The organism is Terrabacter tumescens, assembly GCF_014646815.1.
In the GTDB taxonomy this organism is placed as follows: Bacteria; Actinomycetota; Actinomycetes; order Actinomycetales; family Dermatophilaceae; genus Terrabacter; species Terrabacter tumescens.
The window spans coordinates 161919-183984 of sequence record NZ_BMNZ01000004.1 but is presented as its reverse complement, the minus strand read 5'-3'; the positions used below and the strand labels follow the sequence as shown (position 1 = coordinate 183984).

Genomic DNA, 22066 nt, shown 5'->3' with positions numbered 1-22066 from the left:
CGCCCGGGCCGGCCACAAGGAGCACGTATGCCGCTGGAGTCGTTCGGCAGGACCGTCCAGTCCGCCATCTACCGGGCCGGCGCGTTCGGCCACCGGCCTGAGGTGCCCACCGACGCGACCCAGCTCGAGGCCGCAGCGCGCAAGGTCATGTCGAGGCGCGGATTCGCCTATGTCGCAGGCTCGGCCGGCTCCGAGGTGAGCGCCGGCGCCAACGTCGCGGCCTTCGACCGGTGGCAGGTCGTGCCACGGATGCTCGTCGACACGACCGAGCGCGACACGTCCGTCGAGCTGTTCGGGCGCCGGCACGACAGTCCCCTGCTCGTCGCACCGATCGGGGTGCTGTCGATGGCCGACGACGGCGCCGACCTCGCCGTCGCGCGCGGCGCCCGCGAGCAGCGGGTCACCCAGATCATCAGCACCCAAGCCTCCGTGCCGATGGAGGACGTCGCGCGCGAGCTGGGCGGCTCGGGCCACTGGTACCAGCTCTACTGGAGCATTGACGACGACCTCGTCGAGAGCCTCGTCTCGAGAGCCGAGGCGTGCGCGAGCGAGGCCCTCGTCGTCACCCTCGACACGGCATACCTCGGCTGGCGTCCGCGCGACCTCGACCTCGGGCACCTGCCGTTCGCGCGCGGCGAGGGGATCGCCCAGTACACCTCCGACCCCGTGTTCCAGCGGCTCGTTCGCGAGCGGGTGGCGCGGGCGGCAGCCGGACCTGCCGCTGCGCGTCCGCGGCCGACGCCGGCCGCCGTGGCGACGCTGCTGTCGATGAGCCGCAACCACCCCGGCGACACCCGGCGCAACCTCCCGGCGCCCGAGCCGAGGGCGGCCGTCGAGACGTTCCTCGACGTCTTCAGCCGACCGTCGCTCACCTGGGACGACCTGCCGAGGCTGCGGGAGATGACGAGCCTGCCCATCGTGCTCAAGGGCATCCTGCACCCCGACGACGCACGGCGAGCCGTCGATGCCGGCGTCGACGGCGTCTACGTCTCGAACCACGGTGGTCGCCAGGTCGACCGGTCGGTCGCCGCGCTGGACGCCCTGCCCGGCGTCGTCGCGGCCGTCCGCGGCGCCGGGTCGGCGGCGCCGATCATCTTCGACAGCGGGATCCGTTGCGGCGCAGACGTTTTCGTCGCCCTCGCCCTGGGTGCGAGCGCCGTCGGGGTCGGTCGTCCGCACGTCTACGGGCTCGCCCTCGCCGGCGCCGACGGGGTGTCCGAGGTGCTGCGCAACCTCCGTGCCGAGCTCGACCTGCTCCTCGCCCTGACCGGGTGCACGTCGCTGGCCGACCTCACGCCCGACCGGCTCGTCCGGCGACCGGCCCTCGACTCCCCCGCCCCCTGACCGTCGGGGGCGCTTCTCGTCGCGTGGAACCGGGTCGACGCGCGGGGGGTGCGTCCCGGAGGATCGTCACATGCCCGCCCTCGACCATCTGACCCGCGACGCCTTCCCCCGGTCCTCGAAGTACGACGCCCGGTGGCTAGTCGACCTCGACATGGGACCGCACCCGCTGTGGCTGCTCGAGGACCTCGCCGCCGACCTCGACCTGCAGCCCGGCATGCGCGTGCTCGACCTGGGCTCCGGCCTCGGCGCGACGTCGGTCTTCCTCGCCAAGGAGTACGGCGTGCACGTCATCGCCGCCGACCTGTGGGTCGACCCGACCGCCGCGGCAGGCGTCTTCCGCAAGGAGGGCGTCGACGACCGAGTCCTGCCGATGCGGGTCGACGCACACGCGCTCCCCTTCGGCCGAGGGTCATTCGACGCGATCGTCAGCATCGACGCCTGGGAGTACTTCGGTACCGGCGACCACTACCCGCCCTACCTCGCCACGTTCCTCAAGCCCGGCGGCCAGCTGGGCGTGGCCACCCCCGCCCTGACCACCGAGGTGCGCGAGCTCGGCGAGATCCCGGAGCACATCGACCGCGTCGTCGGCGCGGAGTCGGCGGCGTGGCACACGGCCGAGTGGCTGCGCAGCCAGTGGGAGTTCAGCCGGGCGTTCCAGGTGGTGACGGCCCGCACCCAGGGGGACGCGTGCGCGAACTGGCTGCTCTGGGAGCGCGCCGTCATGGAGCTCAAGGGCCAGCCGACCTCGCCCGTCCAGGGCATGCTCGAGGCCGACGGTGGCGCGTTCGTCACCTTCGCCCTCGTCACCGGGAGGGTGGCGTGAGCATCGACGGCACCGACCTCGGCCACCTCCGCCACGCCGTGGAGCTCGCCCGGCTCGCGCTCGAGCGCGGCGACGAGCCCTTCGGTTCGGTGCTCGTGTCGAGCGACGGCGAGGTGCTCTTCGAGGACCACAACCACGTCGTCGCGCTCGAGGCGACTCAGCACCCGGAGTTCGCGATCGCCCGCTGGGCCGGCGCCCACCTCGGCCCGGACGAGCGCGCGGCCGCGACGGTCTACACCTCGGGCGAGCACTGTCCGATGTGCTCGGCCGCGCACGCCTGGGTCGGCCTCGGACGGATCGTGTATGCCGTGAGCTCGGCCCAGCTGGGCGCGTGGCGGTCCGCGTGGGGTGCGCCGCCGTCACCGGTGGCACCGCTCTCGATCCTCGACGTGGTCCCCGGGGCCGTCGTCGACGGACCGGCGCCCCAGCTCGAGGAGGAGGTCCGCGACCTCCACCGCCGCTTCGCCCACCTGCACCCCACCTCCCCGGCCTGACCGCGGCAGCTCCGCCCCGGCGGAGAAATGGTGGTCGGAACCAGCACCCGCACCCCGACAACCCGCCCCGGCGGAGAAATGGTGGTCGGAACCAGCACCCACACCCCGACAACCCGCCCCGGCGGAGAAATGGTGGTCGGAACCAGCCTCGCGATTCACGACGTCCGCCCGGGCGAAGAAGTCGAGCCGGGGCAGGGAGCTGGACGCCGCGTCGCTCGAGGCGTTGTGACGCCGTGCGCGAGGGGCCGACAATGACGAGATGGCGACCCGTGTGCTCGTGACCCTGTCCGGCGAGTCCGACCCCGAGGAGGTCGTCCGCGCCCTGCGTGCCCTCGGGCCTTCCACGGTGCACGCGCCCGCGCCGGAGCTGCCCGACGTCGCGGTCGCCGAGGTCGACGACGACGCGGTCGAGTCCTTCGTGCGCGACGCCCAGTCGGTCGACGGGGTGTCGGTCGCCGAGGTGGACGCGTTGCGCTACACCCAGTCCGAGCCCCAGTCCCAGTCCCAGTCCGAGTCAGAGCCCGCGGACCGGGGCCCGGGCGACTCAACCGCGCCCTCCGCGGGCTGGAGCTCGACCTCCTAGCCCCTCGGCGCGAGGGCCCCGAGAAAGGGGTCGGCGGCCGACGGCGCGACCGACAGGTCGTGGCACCGGGCGAGCGTCAGGGCGACGCCGCCGATGCCGACGAGGACGTTGGGGCTGCGCCCACCGCTGCGTATGCCGCACTGCCACGTCGGGCGCCCGGGCCGTCCCGCCCGCGTGAGGCGGGTTGCGACCGCCCGGGCCTCGGCCACGTGCTCGCGCGCAGCCGCCGGCCAGGCCCCGGCCGCCAGCAGGTGCATCTCGACGACGCCGGCCAGGCCGTGGCAGAGCGACCCGTCGAAGGGGCGCAGGCCCACAGGTCGGTGGGCGGCGCTGGCGGCCCGCGCCCGCACGAAGGCCACGTGCGCGGCCGCCGCGTCCCGGGCCCCCGCACCGGAACCCGCCACGAGCGGGTGACGCAGGGCGGCGGACACCCCGACACCGGGCGCACCGTGGCACCAGGCGAGCCCGGGGACGGGTTCGGGCAGTCGGAGGTCCGGCCAGCCCCCGGCCCCCGCGTCGTGGAGGGAGTCCTCCCAGAGCACGGCGGCGGAGGCGAGCGACGCGGCCTGCGCCGGCGTGCCCGGCCCACTCGGCGGCCACTCGGACCCGCCGAGGCGCTGGGCGGCTGCGGTCAGTGCGAGGGCGATGCCGCTGCCGCCGTGGGCGAGCCCGACGACCCCGTGGTCGGAGCCGGCCATGGGCCACAGCCGACCGATGGGCCCGGCCAGGGAGAGCGCACCGATCCGGTCGACGAGCAGAGCGATGGAATCTGCCCGGGCGCTCTCGTCCGACGGCGAGAGGGAGACGGAGATGACACCGGCGAGGATGCCGGCGAGGCCGCCCATCAGGTCGGCGTACGGGGGCAGCCCCTCGGGGTGGTCGACGACCCGCCGCACCGCGAGCCCTCCGAGGTGACGCGACCTCTCGGCCAGCTCAGCCGATCCGTGTGCGGCGGCAACGACCGTCGCTGCGCGCGAGATCCCGAGGGCTCCACTGTCCCAGCCGATCTCGCCACCCGGCTGCCCGTGCGGACCGAGGTCGGACGCGGCACGCCGCACCGCTGCCTCAGCCGTGCGCACCGCGAGAGGCGCCCACTCCGCCGAGGCCCCCGGCAGGCGCGAGGCCGCCGAGAGGACCAGGGCGATGCCGGCCCTGCCGGTGAGGAGCCCGTCGTCGAGCGGTCCGTGGACGAGCATCGGCGGGGAGCTGAGGTCGGGCGCCGAGCGCGGGTCGATGTCGTCGCCGCTCCACACCGGCGCACCCCACGCGTCGAGGCGGGCGAGCGAGACGAGGCGGGTCACGAGCGACTTTGCCGCGCTTGCGAACTCGGAGTCCTCCCCGCTCCTCGCAGCCCCGGTCCTGGACAGGGCGGACGTGGTCGTCATGCCGCCACCTCCTCGGGCCGGTGGGCGTGGATGCCGACGCCTGCGAGCACGGCCACACCGTCGCCGGCAGCGAGGCGTTCGGCCTCGGTCACGTCCCCGCGTGCCTCGCCGAGGACGCGAGCCACGGCCGACGCCACCTGGGCGCACCGCAGCTGGCCGTAGCTGATCCCGCCGCCCGGGTCCTGCGCCAGCCCCACCCCCGGGTGCAGGCGTCGCGTCAGCGGGGGTTCGTCCGCCGTCAGGGCACCCGAGATCTCCTCGATCCAGCCGGGAAGCGCAGCGGCAAGACGCGCGGAGTCCGGCCTCGGGACGTAGACGACGAGCGCGTCGCGCCGCGCGAACCCGCCCGCCCGGGCCGGGCACTTGAGCGAGAGCGGGACCCGCGTCGAGACGGCCAGACGCACCGTGGCGGCCACCACCCGGGGTGCAGCACCGGCGTCCACATTGACGTACCAGCGGTCGAGCTCGACCGAGGAGATCGGCTGCTCGCCCGTGTGGGCCCACCACCACGCGCCCTCGGGGTCGACCTCACCCACCCCGGCGAGGACGTCGACGAGATCACCCGGGCGAGCCGGCATACCCGGCCTCGAGGAGCCGACGACGGCGTCGGCGGCGCGGCGCACGACCGAGCCTCGCGACGGCCCCTGCGTGCAGGCCGCGACGACGTGGGCCGCGTCGCTGGCCAGGACGAGGTGCGCGGTCTCGACCGGCGCCACCGAACGGCGGGACGCCTCGAGGAGCGCGCCGATGAGCGGGTCGCTGCCGAGGGAGACGGAGACCTCGTCCGACCCGCACCACCAGCGGGGGTAGAGCCACTCGGCCACCGGGTGGTCGATGCGCACGTCGCCCGACGACGCCGCGGCCTGCGCGGCCGCCCACGGGTCGGACCCGACGAGTCGCACGGCGTGACCGAGCGCGGCCAGGGACCGCGTGGTGGGGTCGTCGGCCGCGGCCGGGGCGGGCGTCACGGGTGGGCGGGTGCGGGTCAGTGCAGGCACTGGGCCACCTCCTCGGTGAGGGAGTCGAGCGACAGGAGGACGGAGCGGGCTCGTTCGGTGAGCCGGCCGGGGGCGGTCGGCCGGTGCGGGCCGAGGGAGTCGACGACCTCGAGACCGAGCTGGGCGATGCGCAGCCCGGCCACGGTCACGGCCCGACGCGCGAGGACGGGGACGATCTCCGCGCGGGGGCGGGCACCCTGCGCGTAGCCGCGCAGGAGCGCGACCGCAGCCTCGTCGGACGCGACGGTCAGCGTCTCTCCCGGCTGTCGTACGAGGTGCTCGGCGAGCAGGCAGCCGAGGTCCCACGCCGGGTCGCCGAGTCCGGCCATCTCCCAGTCGAGCAGGACCGTGCGACCACCGGAGGACACGACGTTGTCCCACTTCATGTCGTGGTTGACGAGGCACCCGGTGACCGGGCCGGCGACGGTGCCGGCAGCCTCGTTGAGCAGCGGGTCTGCCTTGAGGACGGCGATGTGGTCGGCGACCGCCCCGGTGGCCGGGTAGTCGGCCGTCAGCGCCGCAAGGACCACCGGTGGACGCGCCGGCGGGAGCGGCAGGCCCATGGTCCCCCGGTGCAGTGCGCCCAGGGTCGCGCCGAGGGCCCGCGTCGCGGCGGCGAGCGCCGAGGTCGACAGGCCGACCACGGACGTCGGATGGACAAGGACGGGCCAGCCCGCCTGCTCGGCGAGCGACCCCGTCGGCGCGCCCGTTCCGGTGGACCGGCCGGTGAGCGGGCCGGCCGTGGACGGCGCCCGGACGTCCGCGAGCACGAGCAGGTGCCGGTCCTCGTCGACGACGAGGGCGTCCGGCAGGACGTGGCGCACGGGGTCGCACCACACCCCGAGCCGGTAGACGAGGAACTCGATCCCGAGGTCCAGCCCGCGCTCGGCGGCGCTGGACTTCACGACGAGCCGGCGACCGTCGGGCATCAGGACCGACCAGACCGGGTGGGCGCGGGAGAGGTTCTCCACCTGCACCGACGCGCCGGCTTCGGGGTCGAGCAGGCCGAGGTCGCACAGGGCGCGGACGGCCGGATGGCGGGCGTCCGGGGACCCGGCCGTGCCCCTCGGGCCCGCGGCGCGCGCCGGGGCGGGGGCGAGCGCCGGGGCGTGAGCCGGGACGGGACGCCCCGGGACCGGGCGGGTCGCGAACGGCCCGCCCGGCATCGTGTCGACGAGGGTCACGACTCAGCCCTGGAAGGGAGACTGCCCGTAGGGGTCGTAGCCGCCGTAGCCGCCGAGGCCACCCTCGAAGCCGCCGGGACCACCCTGGACGGGCGTCGTCGGCCCGGTCGGCGGGAACGTCGTCGTGATCGTCGGGGTGATCGTCCACGGCGTGGGCGTGACCTGGTAGCACTGCGGCTCGATCACGGTGCGAGGCGGCTGCGGGCACCGCCACCAGTACGGCGACCTCGGAGGCGTCATCGTCGTGATGGGGATGCAGGCGAGCACCGGGGTGCGCAGCCGGACGAACGGCCCGGGCTGGTAGCCGATCTCGTCGTTCCCACCGCCTCCGGCGGTCTCCCCGCCGTCGACTCCCTGCTCGGAACCGAGCTCCTGCTGCACCTGCGCCAGCGCCGCGGCATACCCGTCGGCGTAGCCCTCCTCGTAGCTGCCGCCCTGCCCCTCGGATGCGCCCTGCTCCTCGGGCACCTGGCCCGCGCCTCCGAGGTAGCCGTACGGGTCGTAGCCCGCGGGCCCCGCTGCTCCGGCGCCGCCGCCCAGCCCGGGCCGGCCGATCGTCGGCGTCACGGGAGTCCTGGTGATGGGGGTCGTCGTGACCGGCGTGATCGTCGGCGGGCACGCCGGGGAGACGACCGGGCAGATCATCGTCCGCGGCGGCGGGCAGAACTGGATCGGCGTCCGGATCGGCCCACAGATCGGCGGGAGCGTGAGCGGCGGCCGGCACGGCAGGACCGGCGTCCGCAGCCTCGTGAAGATGGGCGCGGCCCGGTTCACGGCCGCGGCCGCGTCGACGCAGCCCCAGCCGTACGAATCGTTGGGGACCGGGTCGCCGGGGGCGTCACGGAGCGGGCGAGCCGTCGTACGAAGGATGTCCGTCACCTCGGCGACCGTCGCGCTCGGCTTGACCGACCGGATGAGGGCCGCGACGCCGGCGACGTGCGGCGTCGCCATCGACGTTCCCGACAGGGTGCCGTAACCGGCTGCGAGGTAGGTCGACAGGACGCCGACTCCGGGTGCGACGACGTCGATGTGCGGTCCGGTCTGCGAGAAGGACGCGCGGTGGTCGGCGCTGTCGATCGCGCCGACCGACACGACGTCCGGGTAGGCCGCGGGGTACGACGGGTTCGACGTGCCGTCGTTGCCCATCGCGGCCACCACGACGACGCCGCGGCTGATGGCATACGCGATGGCGCTGCTCTCGACGGTGGTCGTGCCCGACGAGCCGAGGCTCATGTTGATGACCGAGGCCCCGTTGTCGGCGGCGTAGCGCACCGCGGCGGCGATGTCGGCGGACGAGCCGACGCCACGGACCTGGCCGTCGGAGATCCGGACCATCCGGGTCAGCGCCTTGACGGGCATGATCTTGCACTGCCACGTCACGCCGGCGACCCCGAGCGCGTTGTTGGACATCGCTGCGATGGTGCCCGCGACGTGGGAGCCGTGGCCCACCTCGTCCTCGGGCACGGAGTCGCGACCGGAGAAGTCGCCCTCGAACCGGAAGCCGGCCGGCGCGGTGGGGCTCGTCCCGAGGTCGACCATGTCGTAGCCCGGGACGATGTTGCCGACGAGGTCCGGGTGGTCCAGGTCGATGCCGGTGTCGATGACGCCGACGACGACGCTCGCCGAGCCCGTGGTGCGGTCCCACGCGGCGGGGGCGTTGATCTTGGCCAGCCCCCACTCGGAGCCGTAGCTCGGGTCGTTGGGCACGACCGACGTCTCGCGGTAGCGGTTCGGCTCGGCGGCCTCGACGCTGTCGAGCGCCTCGAGCTCCGCCACCGCGTCGGCGATGTCGGTTCGGAGGTCGACGCGCACCCTGAACGACCGCGCGAGCACCTGCTCCTCGGTCACCTCGAGCCCCCGGGTGGCGGCGTCCGCCTCGGCGGCGCCGGTGGGACCGGGCAGGGCGAGTCGCGTGACGTCGTGGGCGCCGAGGCGCGCCAGGACGGTGTCGAGGTCGTCGACGCCGAGCGACCGGGCGCCGGACTCGACCGGCCCGGACGGGTGGACCGGCACCGACGCGGTCATCGAGTCGGCTGCGGACGGGACGAGGGTGAGCAGGAGCTCACCCGGGATGACGGTGTCGGCCTCGCTGGTGAAGACCGGCTCCCACTGGGAGCTCGGCTGCGTCGGCTTGCCTCGACCCGTCGAACGACGCTTGGCTGGCATCACTGCCTCCTTCGTTGAAGTTCCGGGCGGCCCCCGCCCGTGCCACCGGACCCTGACGGCCGATGCCTTTCGGAGGCCGATCGCGGCGCGCCTGATACGGCGGGGGCGCGGTGGGCCGATACGGGTCGATACGGGCGAACCGGGCCACACGGCATACGCACGCCGTATGCCGCACGGCGTGCGCAGGCTCGACGGCCTCCCGCTCGCGACCCCGCGCTTCTTCGCCCGGGCGGACAGATCGAGGCCCGGGCACCCCCAGCCACCTCGGCTTCTACGCCCGGGCGGACAAATCCGCCCCCTGCACTTCGCCACACCCCGGCTTCTCCGCCGCGGCGGAGTAATTGAGGCGTGAGCACCCCGAACCACCACGAGAAGTCCGCCCTGGCGTAGAAAGGCAGGCGCCAGGACGGCGCACTGTGGATGACCGCGACGCGGAGAGGTCCGCGTGTTCCACAGTGGCCCAATGGAGTTCGACGCCACCAAGCCGAGCGACAGCCCATTCCTGCGCGCGGACGAGGCCGGGGACCATCTGAGCGACTGGCGCTTCCGCCGGGCGCATCGGGCACTCTTCCGCGGGGTCTACGTCGCGGCCCAGACCCCGGTGACCCACCGACTACTCGCGGAGGGAGCGCTGCTGCTGGCCGAACCGGGCAGCTATCTCTCGCACCACACGGCGGCGCGCCTGTGGGGCGGCGTAGTGCCGGATCACCCCGACGTCCACGTGACCTATCCGCGCATGCGAGCCCAATGTTCCGGCATCGCTGCCCATCGGCCCAAGGCGCGACAGCAGGTCGTGCGGTGGAGGGGGCTGCCCATCACCGGCCCGATCCAGACCTTCCTCGACATGAGCCACCTGCTCGGACTCGTCGACCTCGTCATCCTCGGTGACTCCTTGGTCCGGCGGAAACGCTTCACGCCCGACCACCTGGTCACGATGGCCGAGAAGCACAGCGGTCCGCACTCGAGGCTGGCTCGGCGCGCGGCGCAGCTCGTTCGCGCCGGCGTCGACTCGGCGATGGAGACGAAGCTGCGCCTCCTGATCGTCCTGGCAGGGCTGCCGGAACCGGAGGTCGACCACCGGGTGCACGACAGCGACGGGACACTGCTCCGGCGTTACGACCTCGCCTACCTCGCTCACCGACTGATCATCGAGTACGACGGACGCCACCACGCAGAGTCAGAGGAGCAGTGGCACCACGACATCGACCGCGACGAGGAGCTCGACGACGGTGGGGTGCGGCGTCTGGTGATCGTGTCCAAGGACATCCACAGCACGCCGGCGCGAACGCTCGGACGCATCACCCGCGCCATGCGGCAACGGGGCATGACCGTGCCTCCTCTCAAGGACGAGTGGCGCCGTCATTTCGCCGGCCGAGCAGGCGACCTCGCGCTGCCTGCGTGACGATGCGCCTTCGCGGTTCAGCCGCCACCTCGACAACTCCGCCCCGACGAAGAAACCGGTGCCTCAGGACGCGGCCGCACCACAGCAACTCCGCCTCGGCGGAGAAACCGCGGCCTCCGGAGGCCAGGCGCCGCAACAACTCCGCCCCGGCGGAGAAAGTGGGCCCTGCCGTGCGATCTGCCACCAACAACCTCACCCGGGCGGAGAAACCGAGGCAGGGGAGGCGGAGTCACCACGACAACTCCGGCCCGGCGGAGGAAGAGCGTCCAGGCGCGAGCAGGCGGCGCATCGCTGCTCGTGAGTCCGCGCCGTCGCTCCGGGTATGCCCTCCATGAGCCCCGCGCCGCCGCCGTCCCCTCGGGACCGGGCACGATGTCCGCTCACGGCGAACAGAGGCGGAACCTGAGCCGATCACGCTCAGGATGGGGAACAGGACGCGCACGCCTCGCGTTGGTCGGGGTGTGCTCGTCCACAGCGGGCACGGATAGCATCGAGATGTCTCTCGATCAGTCAGGAGAAGAACATGTTCGAACGGTTCACCGACAGGGCCCGAAGGGTGGTTGTCCTCGCGCAGGAGGAAGCGCGCCTGCTCAACCACAACTACATCGGGACCGAGCACATCCTCCTGGGTCTGATCCACGAAGGCGAAGGCGTCGCCGCGAAGGCCCTCGAGTCGCTCGACATCTCGCTCGAAGCGGTCCGGGCCCAGGTCCAGGAGATCATCGGCCAGGGGCAGCAGGCCCCGACCGGCCACATCCCCTTCACGCCCCGCGCGAAGAAGGTTCTCGAGTACTCGCTCCGCGAGGCACTCCAGCTCGGCCACAGCTACATCGGCACCGAGCACATCCTGCTCGGCCTGATCCGCGAGGGCGAGGGCGTCGCCGCCCAGGTCCTCGTCAAGCTCGGCGCAGAGCTGAACAAGGTCCGCCAGCAGGTCATCCAGCTGCTCTCCGGCTACCAGGGTGGCCAGAGCGGCGAGAAGGCCGGCGCCGGCGTCGGCCAGGGCCAGGCAGAGGGCACGCCCGCGGGCTCCCTCGTGCTCGACCAGTTCGGTCGCAACCTCACGCAGGCGGCCCGCGAGGGCAAGCTCGACCCGGTCATCGGGCGTGAGAAGGAGATCGAGCGGGTCATGCAGGTGCTGTCCCGCCGCACGAAGAACAACCCCGTCCTCATCGGTGAGCCCGGCGTCGGCAAGACCGCCGTCGTCGAGGGCCTCGCCCAGGACATCGTCAAGGGCGAGGTGCCCGAGACGCTCAAGGACAAGCAGCTCTACACCCTCGACCTCGGCTCGCTCGTGGCCGGCAGCCGCTACCGCGGTGACTTCGAGGAGCGGCTGAAGAAGGTCCTCAAGGAGATCCGCACCCGCGGCGACATCATCATCTTCATCGACGAGATCCACACGCTCGTCGGTGCGGGTGCCGCCGAGGGCGCCATCGACGCCGCGTCGATCCTCAAGCCGATGCTCGCCCGTGGTGAGCTGCAGACGATCGGTGCGACGACGCTCGACGAGTACCGCAAGCACATCGAGAAGGACTCGGCCCTCGAGCGGCGCTTCCAGCCGATCCAGGTGCAGGAGCCGACGCTGCCGCACGCCATCGAGATCCTCAAGGGTCTGCGTGACCGCTACGAGGCGCACCACCGCGTGACGATCACCGACGGCGCCCTCGTCGCGGCGGCCAACATGGCCGACCGCTACGTCAACGACCGCTTCCTGCCCGACAAGGCGATCGACCTCATCGACGAGGCGGGCGCGCGACTGCGCATCCGCCGGATGACGGCTCCGCCGGACCTGCGCGAGTTCGACGAGAAGATCGCGGCGCTCGTGCGCGAGAAGGAGTCGGCCATCGACGGCCAGGACTTCGAGCGTGCGGCCCGCGTCCGCGACGACGAGAAGCGCCTCCGTCAGGAGAAGGCCGCCCGTGAGGCCCAGTGGAAGTCGGGCGACATGGACGTCGTGGCCGAGGTCGACGAGGAGCTCATCGCCGAGGTCCTGGCTGCGAGCACCGGCATCCCGGTGTTCAAGCTGACCGAGGAGGAGTCGAGCCGACTGCTCCACATGGAGGACGAGCTGCACAAGCGCATCGTCGGCATGGACGACGCCGTCAAGGCGCTGTCCCAGGCGATCCGCCGCACCCGTGCAGGCCTGAAGGACCCGCGCCGCCCCGGTGGCTCGTTCATCTTCGCCGGCCCCACCGGTGTCGGTAAGACCGAGCTCGCCAAGACGCTCGCCGAGTTCCTCTTCGGCAGCGAGGACGCGCTGATCCAGCTCGACATGTCCGAGTACTCCGAGAAGCACACGGTGAGCCGCCTGTTCGGCTCGCCCCCTGGCTACGTCGGCTACGAGGAGGGCGGCCAGCTCACCGAGAAGGTGCGCCGCAAGCCGTTCTCCGTCGTGCTCTTCGACGAGGTCGAGAAGGCCCACCCGGAGATCTTCAACTCGCTGCTGCAGGTGCTCGAGGACGGCCGCCTCACCGACTCCCAGGGTCGGATGGTCGACTTCAAGAACACCGTCATCATCATGACGACCAACCTCGGCACGAGGGACATCTCCAAGGCCAACATGGGCTTCTCGGCCGGACCCGACAGCCGCTCGGACTACGAGCGGATGAAGGCGAAGGTCACCGACGAGCTCAAGCAGCACTTCCGGCCCGAGTTCCTCAACCGTGTCGACGACACCATCGTGTTCCCGCACCTCAACAGGGCGGAGATCACGCAGATCGTCGACCTCGAGATCGCCAAGCTCGACAAGCGGCTCAAGGACAAGGACATGGGCATCGAGCTCACGCCCGCGGCCAAGGACCTGCTTGCCAAGAAGGGCTATGACCCCGTGCTCGGTGCGCGCCCGCTGCGCCGCACCATCCAGCGCGAGATCGAGGACGCCCTGTCGGAGAAGATCCTCTTCGCCGAGTTCGGCTCCGGTCAGTACATCAAGATCGACACCGAGGGCGAGGGCAAGGAGGAGAAGTTCACCTTCTCCGACATGGCCCACCCGGACGCCGCGCACCGTCCGGCCGATGACCTCCCGGAGCTTCCCGAGGGCGCTGCCCTCGACGAGGCGCTCGGGGTCAACATCACGACCGGACCGTCCGTGCCCGACGACCAGGTCTACCCCGACGCGGGGTTGACCGGCACGGAGCGCTGAGCGCCGCGAGGCTGATCGACCGAAGGGGTCGGGGACACACGTCCCCGGCCCCTTCGGCGTACGTGGCTGGCCCCCGCCGTCGTAGCGACCTCATGGCGCCGTCATACCGAGGTCGTATGCCGTCCGCCCCGGAGGGGGACCACGGCCCGATGTGGGGCCGCACCCTTCCCGGCGACGCTGGGTGCCATGAGCCACCACGACCCCACGGCGACAGCCGCCCCCGCCCCTGACCCCACCCGCGATCCCGCTCAGGATCCCGCCCGCGACCTCGTCGCCCGCGACCTCGTCATGACCTACGGCCGCTCGGGCCGCTCGAGCGCGGCCGGTCCCCCGGCCCTGGGCGGCGTCGACGTGACGGTGCGCGCCGGGGAGAGCGTGGCCGTCATGGGCCCGTCGGGCTCCGGCAAGACGACCCTGCTGCACGTGCTCGCCGGCATCCTGCGCCCGACGGGTGGCCAGGTGCTGTGGCGCGGCCGGGACATCGCGCGGATGTCGGACCGCGAGCGCACCGTGCTGCGCCGCCGGGACTTCGGCTTCGTCTTCCAGCAGGGCATGCTCCTGCCAGAGCTGCCGGCGATCGAGAACGTCGCGCTACCGCTCATGCTCGACGGCGTCTCCCGCTCGGAGGCCTCGGGCCGGGCCGCTGCCCTCTTCGCCCCGCTCGGTCTCGCGGGCCTGGAGAAGCGACGTCCCGGTGAGCTCTCGGGCGGCCAGGCGCAGCGCGTTGCCATCGCCCGGGCCCTCGTCGCGCGGCCCGGCGTCGTCTTCGCGGACGAGCCGACCGGCGCCCTCGACCAGACGACGAGCGCCGAGGTCATGCAGCACCTGACCCGGCTCGCGGCCCACACCGGCGCCTCACTCGTCGTCGTCACGCACGACGAGAACGTCGCCCGGTGGTGCCACGGGGTGCTCCGGGTGCGTGACGGCAGGATCGCGACCGGAACCGTTGCGGCACAGGCGAGCCCAGGCAGCGCGCGATGAGGGCCGCGACCGTTCTGTGGTGGCGCCTGCGACGGGCCGGGGCCGCTGACAACCGCGTGCCGGGCGTCCTGGCCGTCGTCTCTTTCGCCGTCGCGACGGCGGCGCTGCTCGTCTGCGTCGCCGGACTGGCTGCCTTCGAGGCCCGCAACCCGACGCCGCCCGGTGGCCTCGACGGGCCCCTGACCGATGAGGCAGCGCTCGGCAACCTCTACGTGACCCTTGCCTGGGTCGCGACGACGTGCATGGTCATCCCGATCCTCACCCTCGGCGGGGTCGCCGCCCGCCTAGCCATCGCGCGTCGCGACCAGCGTCTCGCGGCGCTGCGCCTGGCCGGCGCCACGTCGGGCCAGGTGACGCTCATGACGCTCGCCGAGGCCGCGGCGCAGGCCCTCGTCGGCGCGCTGTGCGGTCTCGTGCTCTACCTCGCCGTCCTGCCGCTCGTGGCGCGTCTGAGCTTCCAGGGGCGGCCGTTCGAGCTGCGTGAGCTCGTGCTCCCCTTGGGGCAGGTCCTCGCCGTCGTCGCGGCCGTCGTCGTGGTCTCGGTCCTGTCGGGCGCGTCCAGCCTGGCGCGCGTGGCCATAAGCCCGCTCGGCGTCGCGGCCCGCACGAGCCCGAAGCGGCTCAGCGTCCTGCGCCTGCTCGTCGCCGTGGCCGCCGGTGCGGCGTGGGTGCTCGTCATCACCCCGATGAAGGAGCCGCAGCGGATGACCATCGTCGTCGTGCTCGGCGCGGTGATCCTCGCGGTCAACGCGGTCGGCCCCTGGGTCGTCATGGTGGCCGGTCGCATCGCCGCCCGCCTCGCGCCGACCGCGGCCACGCTGCTCGCCGCCCGACGCATCGCCGACGACCCGAAGAGCACGTGGCGCGCGGTCGGGGCGCTGGGCCTTGCGGTCGCCGTGGTCGGCTTCACGAGCCTGGCGCAGGTCGACGAGCCGCGGACCCCGCTCGAGGCCTACCTCGCGGACGACCTCGGCACGGGCGCGCTCGTCACCCTCGTCATCATCACGATCGTCGGGGCCACGTCGACGGGGGTCGTGCAGGCTGCCCGCGTGCTCGACCAGCGCGAGCAGTACCGCGCCCTCGCGCTCGCCGGCACGAGCGAGGGCTCGTTGCACCGGGCCCGCGCCCTCGAGGTCGCCCTGCCGCTCGCCATGACGGTCGTGCTGTCCGCGGGGTTCGTCCTCGTGCTCATGCTGCCCTTCACCAACGCCATCGACACCGCGCTCGTCGTGCGCTTCGTCGTCACGTCGGTGGTCGCCGGAGCGGTCGTGCTGGCCTCCGTGCTGGCGTCGCGCTCCCTCGTGCGGGCGGCCTCCCGCGTCGCGTGAACCGGTCGTCTACGGTGGGGCGGTGACCTCCCAGCACCGCCCCACCGACCCCGTGCAGCAGCGCAGGCGCCCGTCCGGCAGGCGCCCCGCGCGCCGGACCCGCAGGTCGACGGCAGCGCGCTCCCTGTGCGTGGTCGCGGCTGTCGGCGTCGCCCTCGCCGGGTGCTCGACGGACGCCCCGAGCCCGTCGGGGTCGTCCGGGTCGTCGGGTTCCACCTCCGACGGGAGCGCCCCCGGGTCGGCGACGTCGACCTCGGGTGTCCGGGTCACAGGAGCGCCTGCGCCCCTCGCCACGCTCGTCTCGAAGGTGTATGCCGGGGGCGACCTCACGCATACGTCCTCTCCCTCCGCAGCGGCCGCGCTCAAGGCACGCAAGAGCGTGAGCGGCCCGGTGACGGCCACGGCCAAGATCGGCTCGTGGATGGGCACGCCGGTGGCCGTCGTCACCGCGGGCGACGACGTGACCCTCGCCGTCGGGCCGACGTGGAAGGTCGTCGGCGGCTGGTGGCCCTCGCTCGGTGTCACGAAGCCCAGCCTCGGGGGCGGCCCCCGCTGGGTGCTCGCCATCGGCTCCGACGCCCGCAAGGGCCAGCCGCTCGAGCGCACCCGCGCCGACGTGCTCCAGGTCATCGGCATCGACGGCAAGGGTGGCGGCGGCGTCATGGGCATGGCCCGCGACCTGTGGGTGCCGCTGTCGACCGGGGGCAAGGGCAAGATCAACTCGGCCATGGTCGCCGGGGGGCCCAAGGCGCAGGTCAGCACCGTCAAGCAGGTCACCGGTCTCCCGGTCAAGGGCTACGTCGTCCTCGGTTTCACCGGGTTCAAGAAGATCGTCGACGAGCAGGGCGGCATCCCCATCGTCATCCCCAAGACCGTGGTCGCGTCGCACGCCAAGAACATGGTCATCAAGGCCGGCGCGCAGACCCTGTCGGGCGCCCAGGCGCTGGCCTACGCGCGTGAGCGGAAGACGTTGCCCGACGGGGACTTCGGGCGCTCCCGCCACCAGGGCGAGGTCATCCTCGCCGCCGCGGTCAAGGCCAAGCTGGCCGGGCCGATCGCCATCCCGGCCGCGCTCACCAGCTTCAGCAAGGTGGGCAAGAGCAACCTCACGGCCGAGCAGATCCTCACCTTCACCGCCGGCCTGCACCAGCTGAGCCCGCTCAAGGTCGGGCGCGGCGTCGCCAAGGGCGCGTTCGGGTGGGCCGGCAAACAGTCGATCGTCATCCTCGGCGCCGAGGCCCGCAGCCTCTTCGCCGAGTTCCGCGACGGGAACCTCTCGTGAGCGACGGGCAGCCGGTCATCCGGCGGGCGCGCACCGCCGACGTCCGCGCGATCCGCGCCCTCGTGGCACCGCTGGCCGAGCGACGGGTGCTCGTCAGCAAGGAGGCGGTGACCTACTTCGAGAGCCTCCAGGAGTTCCGGGTCGCCGACCTCGACGGTCGCGTCGTCGGCTGCGGCGCCCTGCACGTCATGTGGGAGGACCTCGCCGAGATCCGCACCCTCGCCGTCGCCCCCGACCAGCTCGGCACCGGCCTCGGTGGCCGCCTGCTCGAGGCGCTCGTGGAGGACGCGCGCGAGATCGGCGTCGAGCGACTCTTCTGCCTGACCTTCGAGACCGACTTCTTCGTCCGGCACGGGTTCGAGGTCATCGAGGGGCAGGCCGTCCCGATGGACGTCTACGCCGAGCTGCTCCGCTCCTACGACGAGGGTGTCGCCGAGTTCCTCGACCTCGAGCGGGTCAAGCCCAACACCCTCGGCAACACCCGGATGCTCCGCACCCTCTGACCCCTCCCTCACTCGAGTGGCCGCCCCGCCCCACCAGCCACACGGCGGACGGCCTACGCGTGGGGCAGGTGTGGCCGAGAGGCCACTCGACTGAGCCAACGGGCCGACGCCGTCACTCGAGTGGCCGCCCCGCCCCACCCGTCACACGCGGGACCGCCTGCAGGTGGAGCAGATGAGGTCACGCGGCCACTCGACTGAGCCAACGGGCCGACCCCATCACTCGAGTGGCCGCCCCGTCCCACCAGCCACACTGCGGACGGCATACGCGTGGGGCAGCTGTGGCCGCGGGGCCACTCGACTGTGCCAACGGGCCGACGCCGTCACTCGAGTGGCCGCCCCGTCCCACGAGTCACACGGCGGACGGCCTACGCCGTGGGGCGGGTGAGGTCAGGAGGCCACTCGACGGGTGCAGGGGGTGGAGGGGGTCGGCGGGTCAGCCTCGGCCGGAGGCGGCGTAGATGCGTCGGACGACGTCCTCGATGTCGGGCTCCTCGATCGTCAGGTCGCGCACCTCGTGGCGCGACGAGACGTGGGCGAGCACGGCCGCGACCGTCGTCGTCTCGGCGTCGAACGCGAGGCGCTGACGCAGGCCGCCCGACTCACTCTCGACGAGGGTCGCGCCGGGCACGTCGTGCAGGTCGGGGGTCGGCGTGGCGAGGTCGATGACGAGCATGCGCTGCGCCCCGACGGTGCTGGCGAGACCTGGCAGGGTGCCGTCGAAGGCTAGGCGTCCGCGGTCGACGACGAGCACGCGGTCGCAGAGCCGCTCGATGTCGCCCATGTCGTGCGTCGTGAGCAGCAGCGTCGTGCCCCGCTCCCGACGCTCGGCCACGAGGAACTCGCGCAGCCGCTGCTTGGAGAGCACGTCCAGGCCGATGGTCGGCTCGTCGAGGATGAGCAGCTCCGGCGAGTGGAGCAGGGCGGCGGCGATCTCGGCGCGCATCCGCTGGCCCAGCGAGAGGGAGCGCACCGGGATGCCGAGCTGGGGTCCCATCTCGAGCTGGTCGACGAGCAGGTCGGTGCGGGCCCGGGTGGTCGGCTCGTCCATGCGGTGGATGGCACCGAGGATGGCGAACGAGTCGCGCAGCGGCAGGTCCCACCACAGCTGCGAGCGCTGTCCGAAGACGACGCCGACGCGCCGGGCGACCTCCACCCGCTGGCGCATGGGGTCCAGCCCGCAGGTGCGCACGTGACCCGACGTCGGCTTGAGGATGCCGGTCAGCATCTTGATCGTCGTCGACTTGCCGGCGCCGTTGGCACCGATGTATCCGACGGCCTCGCCCGGCTCGATCGAGAAGGTCATGCGGTCGACGGCGCGGGTCTTCTTGAAGTCACGCACGAGCTCGCGCGTCTCGATGACGGTGGGGATGCTCATCCGCCGGCTCCTTGGTAGTGACGGGTCCCGAGCCTCCAGCAGAGGCCGGCGATGGCCCACGCGAGCAGGGCCGCGAGGGGCGTGCACCAGGCCAGCCAGGGCGGCGCGAGGTGGTCACCCGGCAGGCCGAGGATGGCCACGGCCGGGATGTAGGCGACGAAGGCGGTCGGGATGACGAACGTCCAGAAGATGCGCAGCGGGTCGGGGAAGACCTGCTGGCTCTGCTGGGCGGCATACGACCCGCCGTAGGTGAAGGCGTTGGTGAACTCCGCGCCGTCCACGAGGAAGAACTGCAGGCCGCCGGCGGCTGTGAAGAGCGCGGAGAAGATCGCGGTGCCGCTGACGACCGTCAGCACGATGAGGACCACGGTCCCGACGGACCACGCGATGTCGGCCGTCGTCAGCGCGACGGTGAGCGCGACCAGGGCGACCGTCAGGCGACCCACCCGGCGCAGCGACAGGTCGCTCGTCATGAGCTGGGCGAGCAGCGGCAGGGGGCGCACGTAGAACGCGTCGACCTGACCTGCCCGGATGTAGCGCGGCAGCTGGTCGAGGTGACCGACGAACATGTCCGCCAGGGAGAAGGCGAGGTTGGACAGGGCGAAGACGAGCAGCGCTGCGGTGAAGTCGAGCCCGCCGAGCACGTCGACGTTGTGGAAGATCACCCACACCTCGGCGAACTCCGCGAGACCGACGCCGACGGTCCCGAGGATGTCGGTGACGAACGACGCGCGGTACTGCATCTGGGCGCGGGCGCGCGAGGCGAGCAGCACGCGGTAGGGGCGCAGCCGCTCGGACATGGTCACCTCAGCCACCCTGCACCTCCAGACGACGGCGGCCGGCCCGAAGCACGAGCTGACCGAGCCCCAGCAGCGCGACGGCCCAGAAGACCTGCACGGCGACGGCGGACGCGATGTCCGCCCCGACGACGCGGCCGGCGAGGATGTCGATGGGGTTCTGCAGCATCGACGGGAACGGCGACCAGTGGGCGATGGTCCGCAGCCACTCCGGGAACCATGGCACGGGCAGGTAGAGCCCGCACAGCAGCCCGCCGGTGATCATCCACAGCAGCGTGATGCCCCGGATCTCGACGAGCCAGAACGCGAGCAGGTTGATGACGAAGTTGCCGGCGAACGCGACGACGACCGCCAGCACCACCGAGACGGCGCCCGACACCCAGCTCAGCGCCGACGGCGGCGGCGCCATGTCGAAGAGCAGCGCCCCGAGCAGGATGGCGGGCAGACCACGACCGAGGAGGTTGATGCCGGCGCGGCCGAGATCGCCTGCGAGGTAAGCGAGCTGGGGGTTGATCGGCCTCAGGAAGTCGACGGCGATGTCGCCCGTGCGCACCCGGTCCTTGACCTCGGCAAAGCCCCACAGGTTGACCGTGCCGAGCAGCGCCTGGCCCCACCAGACGAACGCGATCGCCGTGGGCGCGTCGTAGCCGCCGATGGCGGTGCCGGCCGAGGCGAGCGCCGCGAGCAGGATCGAGGCACGGATGAAGCCGAAGACCGAGTTCGTCGTCGTGCCGGCCAGCAGCGCCAGCCGGTAGGTCGAGTGGCGGCGGAAGCCGGCCCGGACGAGTAGCCAGAAGGTCTTCACGGTGCGTCGAGACCCCCTTCGGACCGGCGTGCCCGGCAAATGGCACGAGGGGCGACGCTACAAGTCGTCGGCCCTCGCGGCAACCCTCGACGCGCCGGTCTCGTGGACCGCCGGCCGTCCTCTACCGTGGGGCCGTGGCCCGATCCCCCCGCGACCTGTCCCCCGAGGCGCTCGAGTTCATGGCCGTGCGCCACCTCGCGACGCTGACCACGCTGCGCCCCGACGGGTCGCCGCACGTCGTGCCGGTCGGCTTCACGTGGGACCCCGAGACCTCCATCGCCCGGGTCATCACGAGCCGCGAGAGCCGCAAGGCCCGCAACGCCCTCGCCGGCTGCGAGGCCGTGCTGTGCCAGGTCGACGGCCGCTTCTGGCTGTCGCTCCAGGGCACCGCCCGGATCCTCGACGACGCAGCGTCCGTCTCCGACGCCGAGCGGCGGTATGCCGCCCGCTACCGCGAGCCGCGCCCCAACCCCGAGCGCGTGGTGATCGCGATCGACGTGCGCTCCGTCCTCGGCAACGTCTGAGCGGCAACGTCTGAGCCGCAACCCTGAACGGCAGCGTCAGGCGGGCAGTCGGAAGCGGTCGTCCTCGAGCGGCTCGACGAGACCGTCCGCGACGAGCGAGTCGAGACAGCGCATGACCTGGCCCCGGTCGTCGGCCGAGTCCTCGAGGCGCGTCAGCGGTAGGTCCGCGTGGGCGTCGCGCAGCCGGCGCAGCAGCTCGCCCCGCACCTGCCGGTCGGTCCCGTGCCAGCTCTGGCCGCGCCTCGGCGGTCCGTCGTAGGCCGGCCGACCCGCGACGTTCCAGGCGCACAGGTCCGCGACGGGGCACTCGTCGCACCGGGGGCCACGAGCCACGCAGACGAGGGCGCCAAGCTCCATGACGGCGACGTTCCAGGTGTTGGCGGTCTCGCGGTCGGTCGGCATCGAGTCGGCGGCGAGCCGCGCCTCGGCGCGGTTGAGGGTGATGTTGGGGTAGGCCTTGGCCTCGCGCGTCCGGGCCAGGACCCGCCGGACGTTCGTGTCGACGACGACCTCGGGGATGCCGAAGGCGAAGCACGAGACGGCCGCCGCCGTGTAGGCGCCCACCCCGGGAAGGGCCAGCAGCTCCTGCGGGGTCCCGGGCACCTCACCGCCGTGGCGCTCGACCATCGCCGTCGCCGCCTCGTGCAGGCGCAGCGCGCGACGGGGGTAGCCGAGCCTGCCCCACGCGCGCACGGCCTCGCCCGGTGCGGCCGCCGCCAGGTGACCCGGCGTGGGCCAGCGGTCCATCCACTCGCGCCAGATCGGCTCGACCCGGGCGAGCGGGGTCTGCTGCGACATCACCTCGGAGAGGAAGACGCCCCAGGCGCTGGCATCGGGCGCGCGCCACGGCAGCTGCTTGCGCCCTGCCTCGGCGTACCAGTCGTTGACGCGCTCGTGGAGCAGCGACAGCGGGACCTCGCGGGACGGCATACGACAGAGAGGTGCGTGAC

At 72.9% G+C, this 22066-nt stretch carries 19 protein-coding genes; 11 read left to right on the top strand and 8 right to left on the bottom strand.

All coding sequences use genetic code 11. The features are described 5' to 3' along the window. The first annotated feature begins 27 nt into the window (after window positions 1-27). From IEY30_RS11325 to IEY30_RS11310, 4 genes are all read left to right on the top strand, one after another. Window positions 28-1344: an alpha-hydroxy-acid oxidizing protein gene (locus tag IEY30_RS11325; protein ID WP_030195747.1), complete on the top strand. Its 1317-nt coding sequence runs from the start codon at window positions 28-30 to the stop codon at window positions 1342-1344. Between the two features lie 70 nt (window positions 1345-1414). Beyond that, the gene (locus tag IEY30_RS11320) at window positions 1415-2167 is read left to right on the top strand and encodes an SAM-dependent methyltransferase (RefSeq protein WP_030195746.1); all 753 of its coding nucleotides are present in this window, start codon (window positions 1415-1417) and stop codon (window positions 2165-2167) included. Further along, window positions 2164-2661, top strand: coding sequence for a nucleoside deaminase (locus IEY30_RS11315; RefSeq protein WP_030195745.1), 498 nt, complete (start codon window positions 2164-2166; stop codon window positions 2659-2661). The genes IEY30_RS11320 and IEY30_RS11315 overlap by 4 nt, the downstream gene beginning before the upstream one ends. Before the next feature lie 259 nt (window positions 2662-2920). Then, window positions 2921-3244 carry a hypothetical protein gene (locus tag IEY30_RS11310; RefSeq protein ID WP_030195743.1) on the top strand — a complete coding sequence of 108 codons (324 nt, stop codon included), beginning with the start codon at window positions 2921-2923 and terminating at the stop codon, window positions 3242-3244. Here IEY30_RS11310 and IEY30_RS11305 read toward each other — a convergent pair. From IEY30_RS11305 to IEY30_RS11290, 4 genes are read right to left on the bottom strand one after another with little or no spacing between them, the layout of a single operon-like run. After that, the gene (locus tag IEY30_RS11305; protein WP_081920395.1) at window positions 3241-4629 is read right to left on the bottom strand and encodes a lanthionine synthetase LanC family protein; all 1389 of its coding nucleotides are present in this window, start codon (window positions 4627-4629) and stop codon (window positions 3241-3243) included. The genes IEY30_RS11310 and IEY30_RS11305 overlap by 4 nt on opposite strands. Next, window positions 4626-5627: a T3SS effector HopA1 family protein gene (locus IEY30_RS11300; protein ID WP_156035180.1), complete on the bottom strand. Its 1002-nt coding sequence runs from the start codon at window positions 5625-5627 to the stop codon at window positions 4626-4628. The genes IEY30_RS11305 and IEY30_RS11300 overlap by 4 nt, the downstream gene beginning before the upstream one ends. Next, window positions 5615-6811, bottom strand: coding sequence for an aminoglycoside phosphotransferase family protein (locus IEY30_RS11295; RefSeq protein WP_030195737.1), 1197 nt, complete (start codon window positions 6809-6811; stop codon window positions 5615-5617). Before IEY30_RS11295 ends, IEY30_RS11300 begins: the two co-directional genes overlap by 13 nt. Before the next feature lie 3 nt (window positions 6812-6814). Further along, window positions 6815-8977, bottom strand: coding sequence for a S8 family peptidase (locus IEY30_RS11290; protein ID WP_052358407.1), 2163 nt, complete (start codon window positions 8975-8977; stop codon window positions 6815-6817). 463 nt (window positions 8978-9440) lie between these two features. On the opposite strand from IEY30_RS11290, the gene IEY30_RS11285 reads away from it, so the two are divergent. From IEY30_RS11285 to IEY30_RS11260, 6 genes are all read left to right on the top strand, one after another. Further along, window positions 9441-10379: a DUF559 domain-containing protein gene (locus IEY30_RS11285; RefSeq protein WP_229674956.1), complete on the top strand. Its 939-nt coding sequence runs from the start codon at window positions 9441-9443 to the stop codon at window positions 10377-10379. A 523-nt stretch (window positions 10380-10902) separates the two neighbouring features. Next, window positions 10903-13521, top strand: coding sequence for an ATP-dependent Clp protease ATP-binding subunit (locus tag IEY30_RS11280; RefSeq protein ID WP_030195722.1), 2619 nt, complete (start codon window positions 10903-10905; stop codon window positions 13519-13521). A gap of 186 nt (window positions 13522-13707) precedes the next feature. Continuing rightward, window positions 13708-14502, top strand: coding sequence for an ABC transporter ATP-binding protein (locus tag IEY30_RS11275; protein ID WP_081920394.1), 795 nt, complete (start codon window positions 13708-13710; stop codon window positions 14500-14502). Continuing rightward, a complete protein-coding gene (locus tag IEY30_RS11270; RefSeq protein ID WP_030195717.1) occupies window positions 14499-15830 on the top strand; it encodes an FtsX-like permease family protein in 1332 nt (443 codons plus the stop codon). The genes IEY30_RS11275 and IEY30_RS11270 overlap by 4 nt, the downstream gene beginning before the upstream one ends. A 22-nt stretch (window positions 15831-15852) precedes the next feature. After that, a complete protein-coding gene (locus IEY30_RS11265; protein ID WP_156035178.1) occupies window positions 15853-17112 on the top strand; it encodes an LCP family protein in 1260 nt (419 codons plus the stop codon). Then, entirely contained in the window at window positions 17109-17615 is a 507-nt protein-coding gene (locus IEY30_RS11260) for an amino-acid N-acetyltransferase (RefSeq protein WP_030195706.1), read from the top strand. Before IEY30_RS11265 ends, IEY30_RS11260 begins: the two co-directional genes overlap by 4 nt. A 433-nt stretch (window positions 17616-18048) precedes the next feature. Here the strand turns inward: IEY30_RS11260 and IEY30_RS11255 are convergent, their stop codons facing one another. The 3 genes from IEY30_RS11255 to IEY30_RS11245 are packed head-to-tail and all read right to left on the bottom strand — an operon-like array spanning window position 18049 to window position 20592. Further along, entirely contained in the window at window positions 18049-18990 is a 942-nt protein-coding gene (locus IEY30_RS11255; protein ID WP_030195701.1) for an ABC transporter ATP-binding protein, read from the bottom strand. Continuing rightward, window positions 18987-19805 (bottom strand): ABC transporter permease, encoded by an 819-nt coding sequence (locus IEY30_RS11250; protein ID WP_081920392.1) that lies wholly within the window; start codon window positions 19803-19805, stop codon window positions 18987-18989. Before IEY30_RS11250 ends, IEY30_RS11255 begins: the two co-directional genes overlap by 4 nt. Next, entirely contained in the window at window positions 19798-20592 is a 795-nt protein-coding gene (locus tag IEY30_RS11245; RefSeq protein WP_030195695.1) for an ABC transporter permease, read from the bottom strand. Before IEY30_RS11245 ends, IEY30_RS11250 begins: the two co-directional genes overlap by 8 nt. 134 nt (window positions 20593-20726) lie before the next feature. Here IEY30_RS11245 and IEY30_RS11240 point away from each other — a divergent pair, with 134 nt between their 5' ends. Further along, complete coding sequence (locus tag IEY30_RS11240) at window positions 20727-21116, top strand: pyridoxamine 5'-phosphate oxidase family protein (RefSeq protein ID WP_030195692.1); 390 nt, start codon at window positions 20727-20729, stop codon at window positions 21114-21116. A gap of 36 nt (window positions 21117-21152) precedes the next feature. Here IEY30_RS11240 and IEY30_RS11235 read toward each other — a convergent pair whose 3' ends face one another. Beyond that, window positions 21153-22046 carry an iron-sulfur binding domain-containing protein gene (locus IEY30_RS11235; protein ID WP_030195690.1) on the bottom strand — a complete coding sequence of 298 codons (894 nt, stop codon included), beginning with the start codon at window positions 22044-22046 and terminating at the stop codon, window positions 21153-21155. Between the last annotated feature and the right edge of the window lie 20 nt (window positions 22047-22066).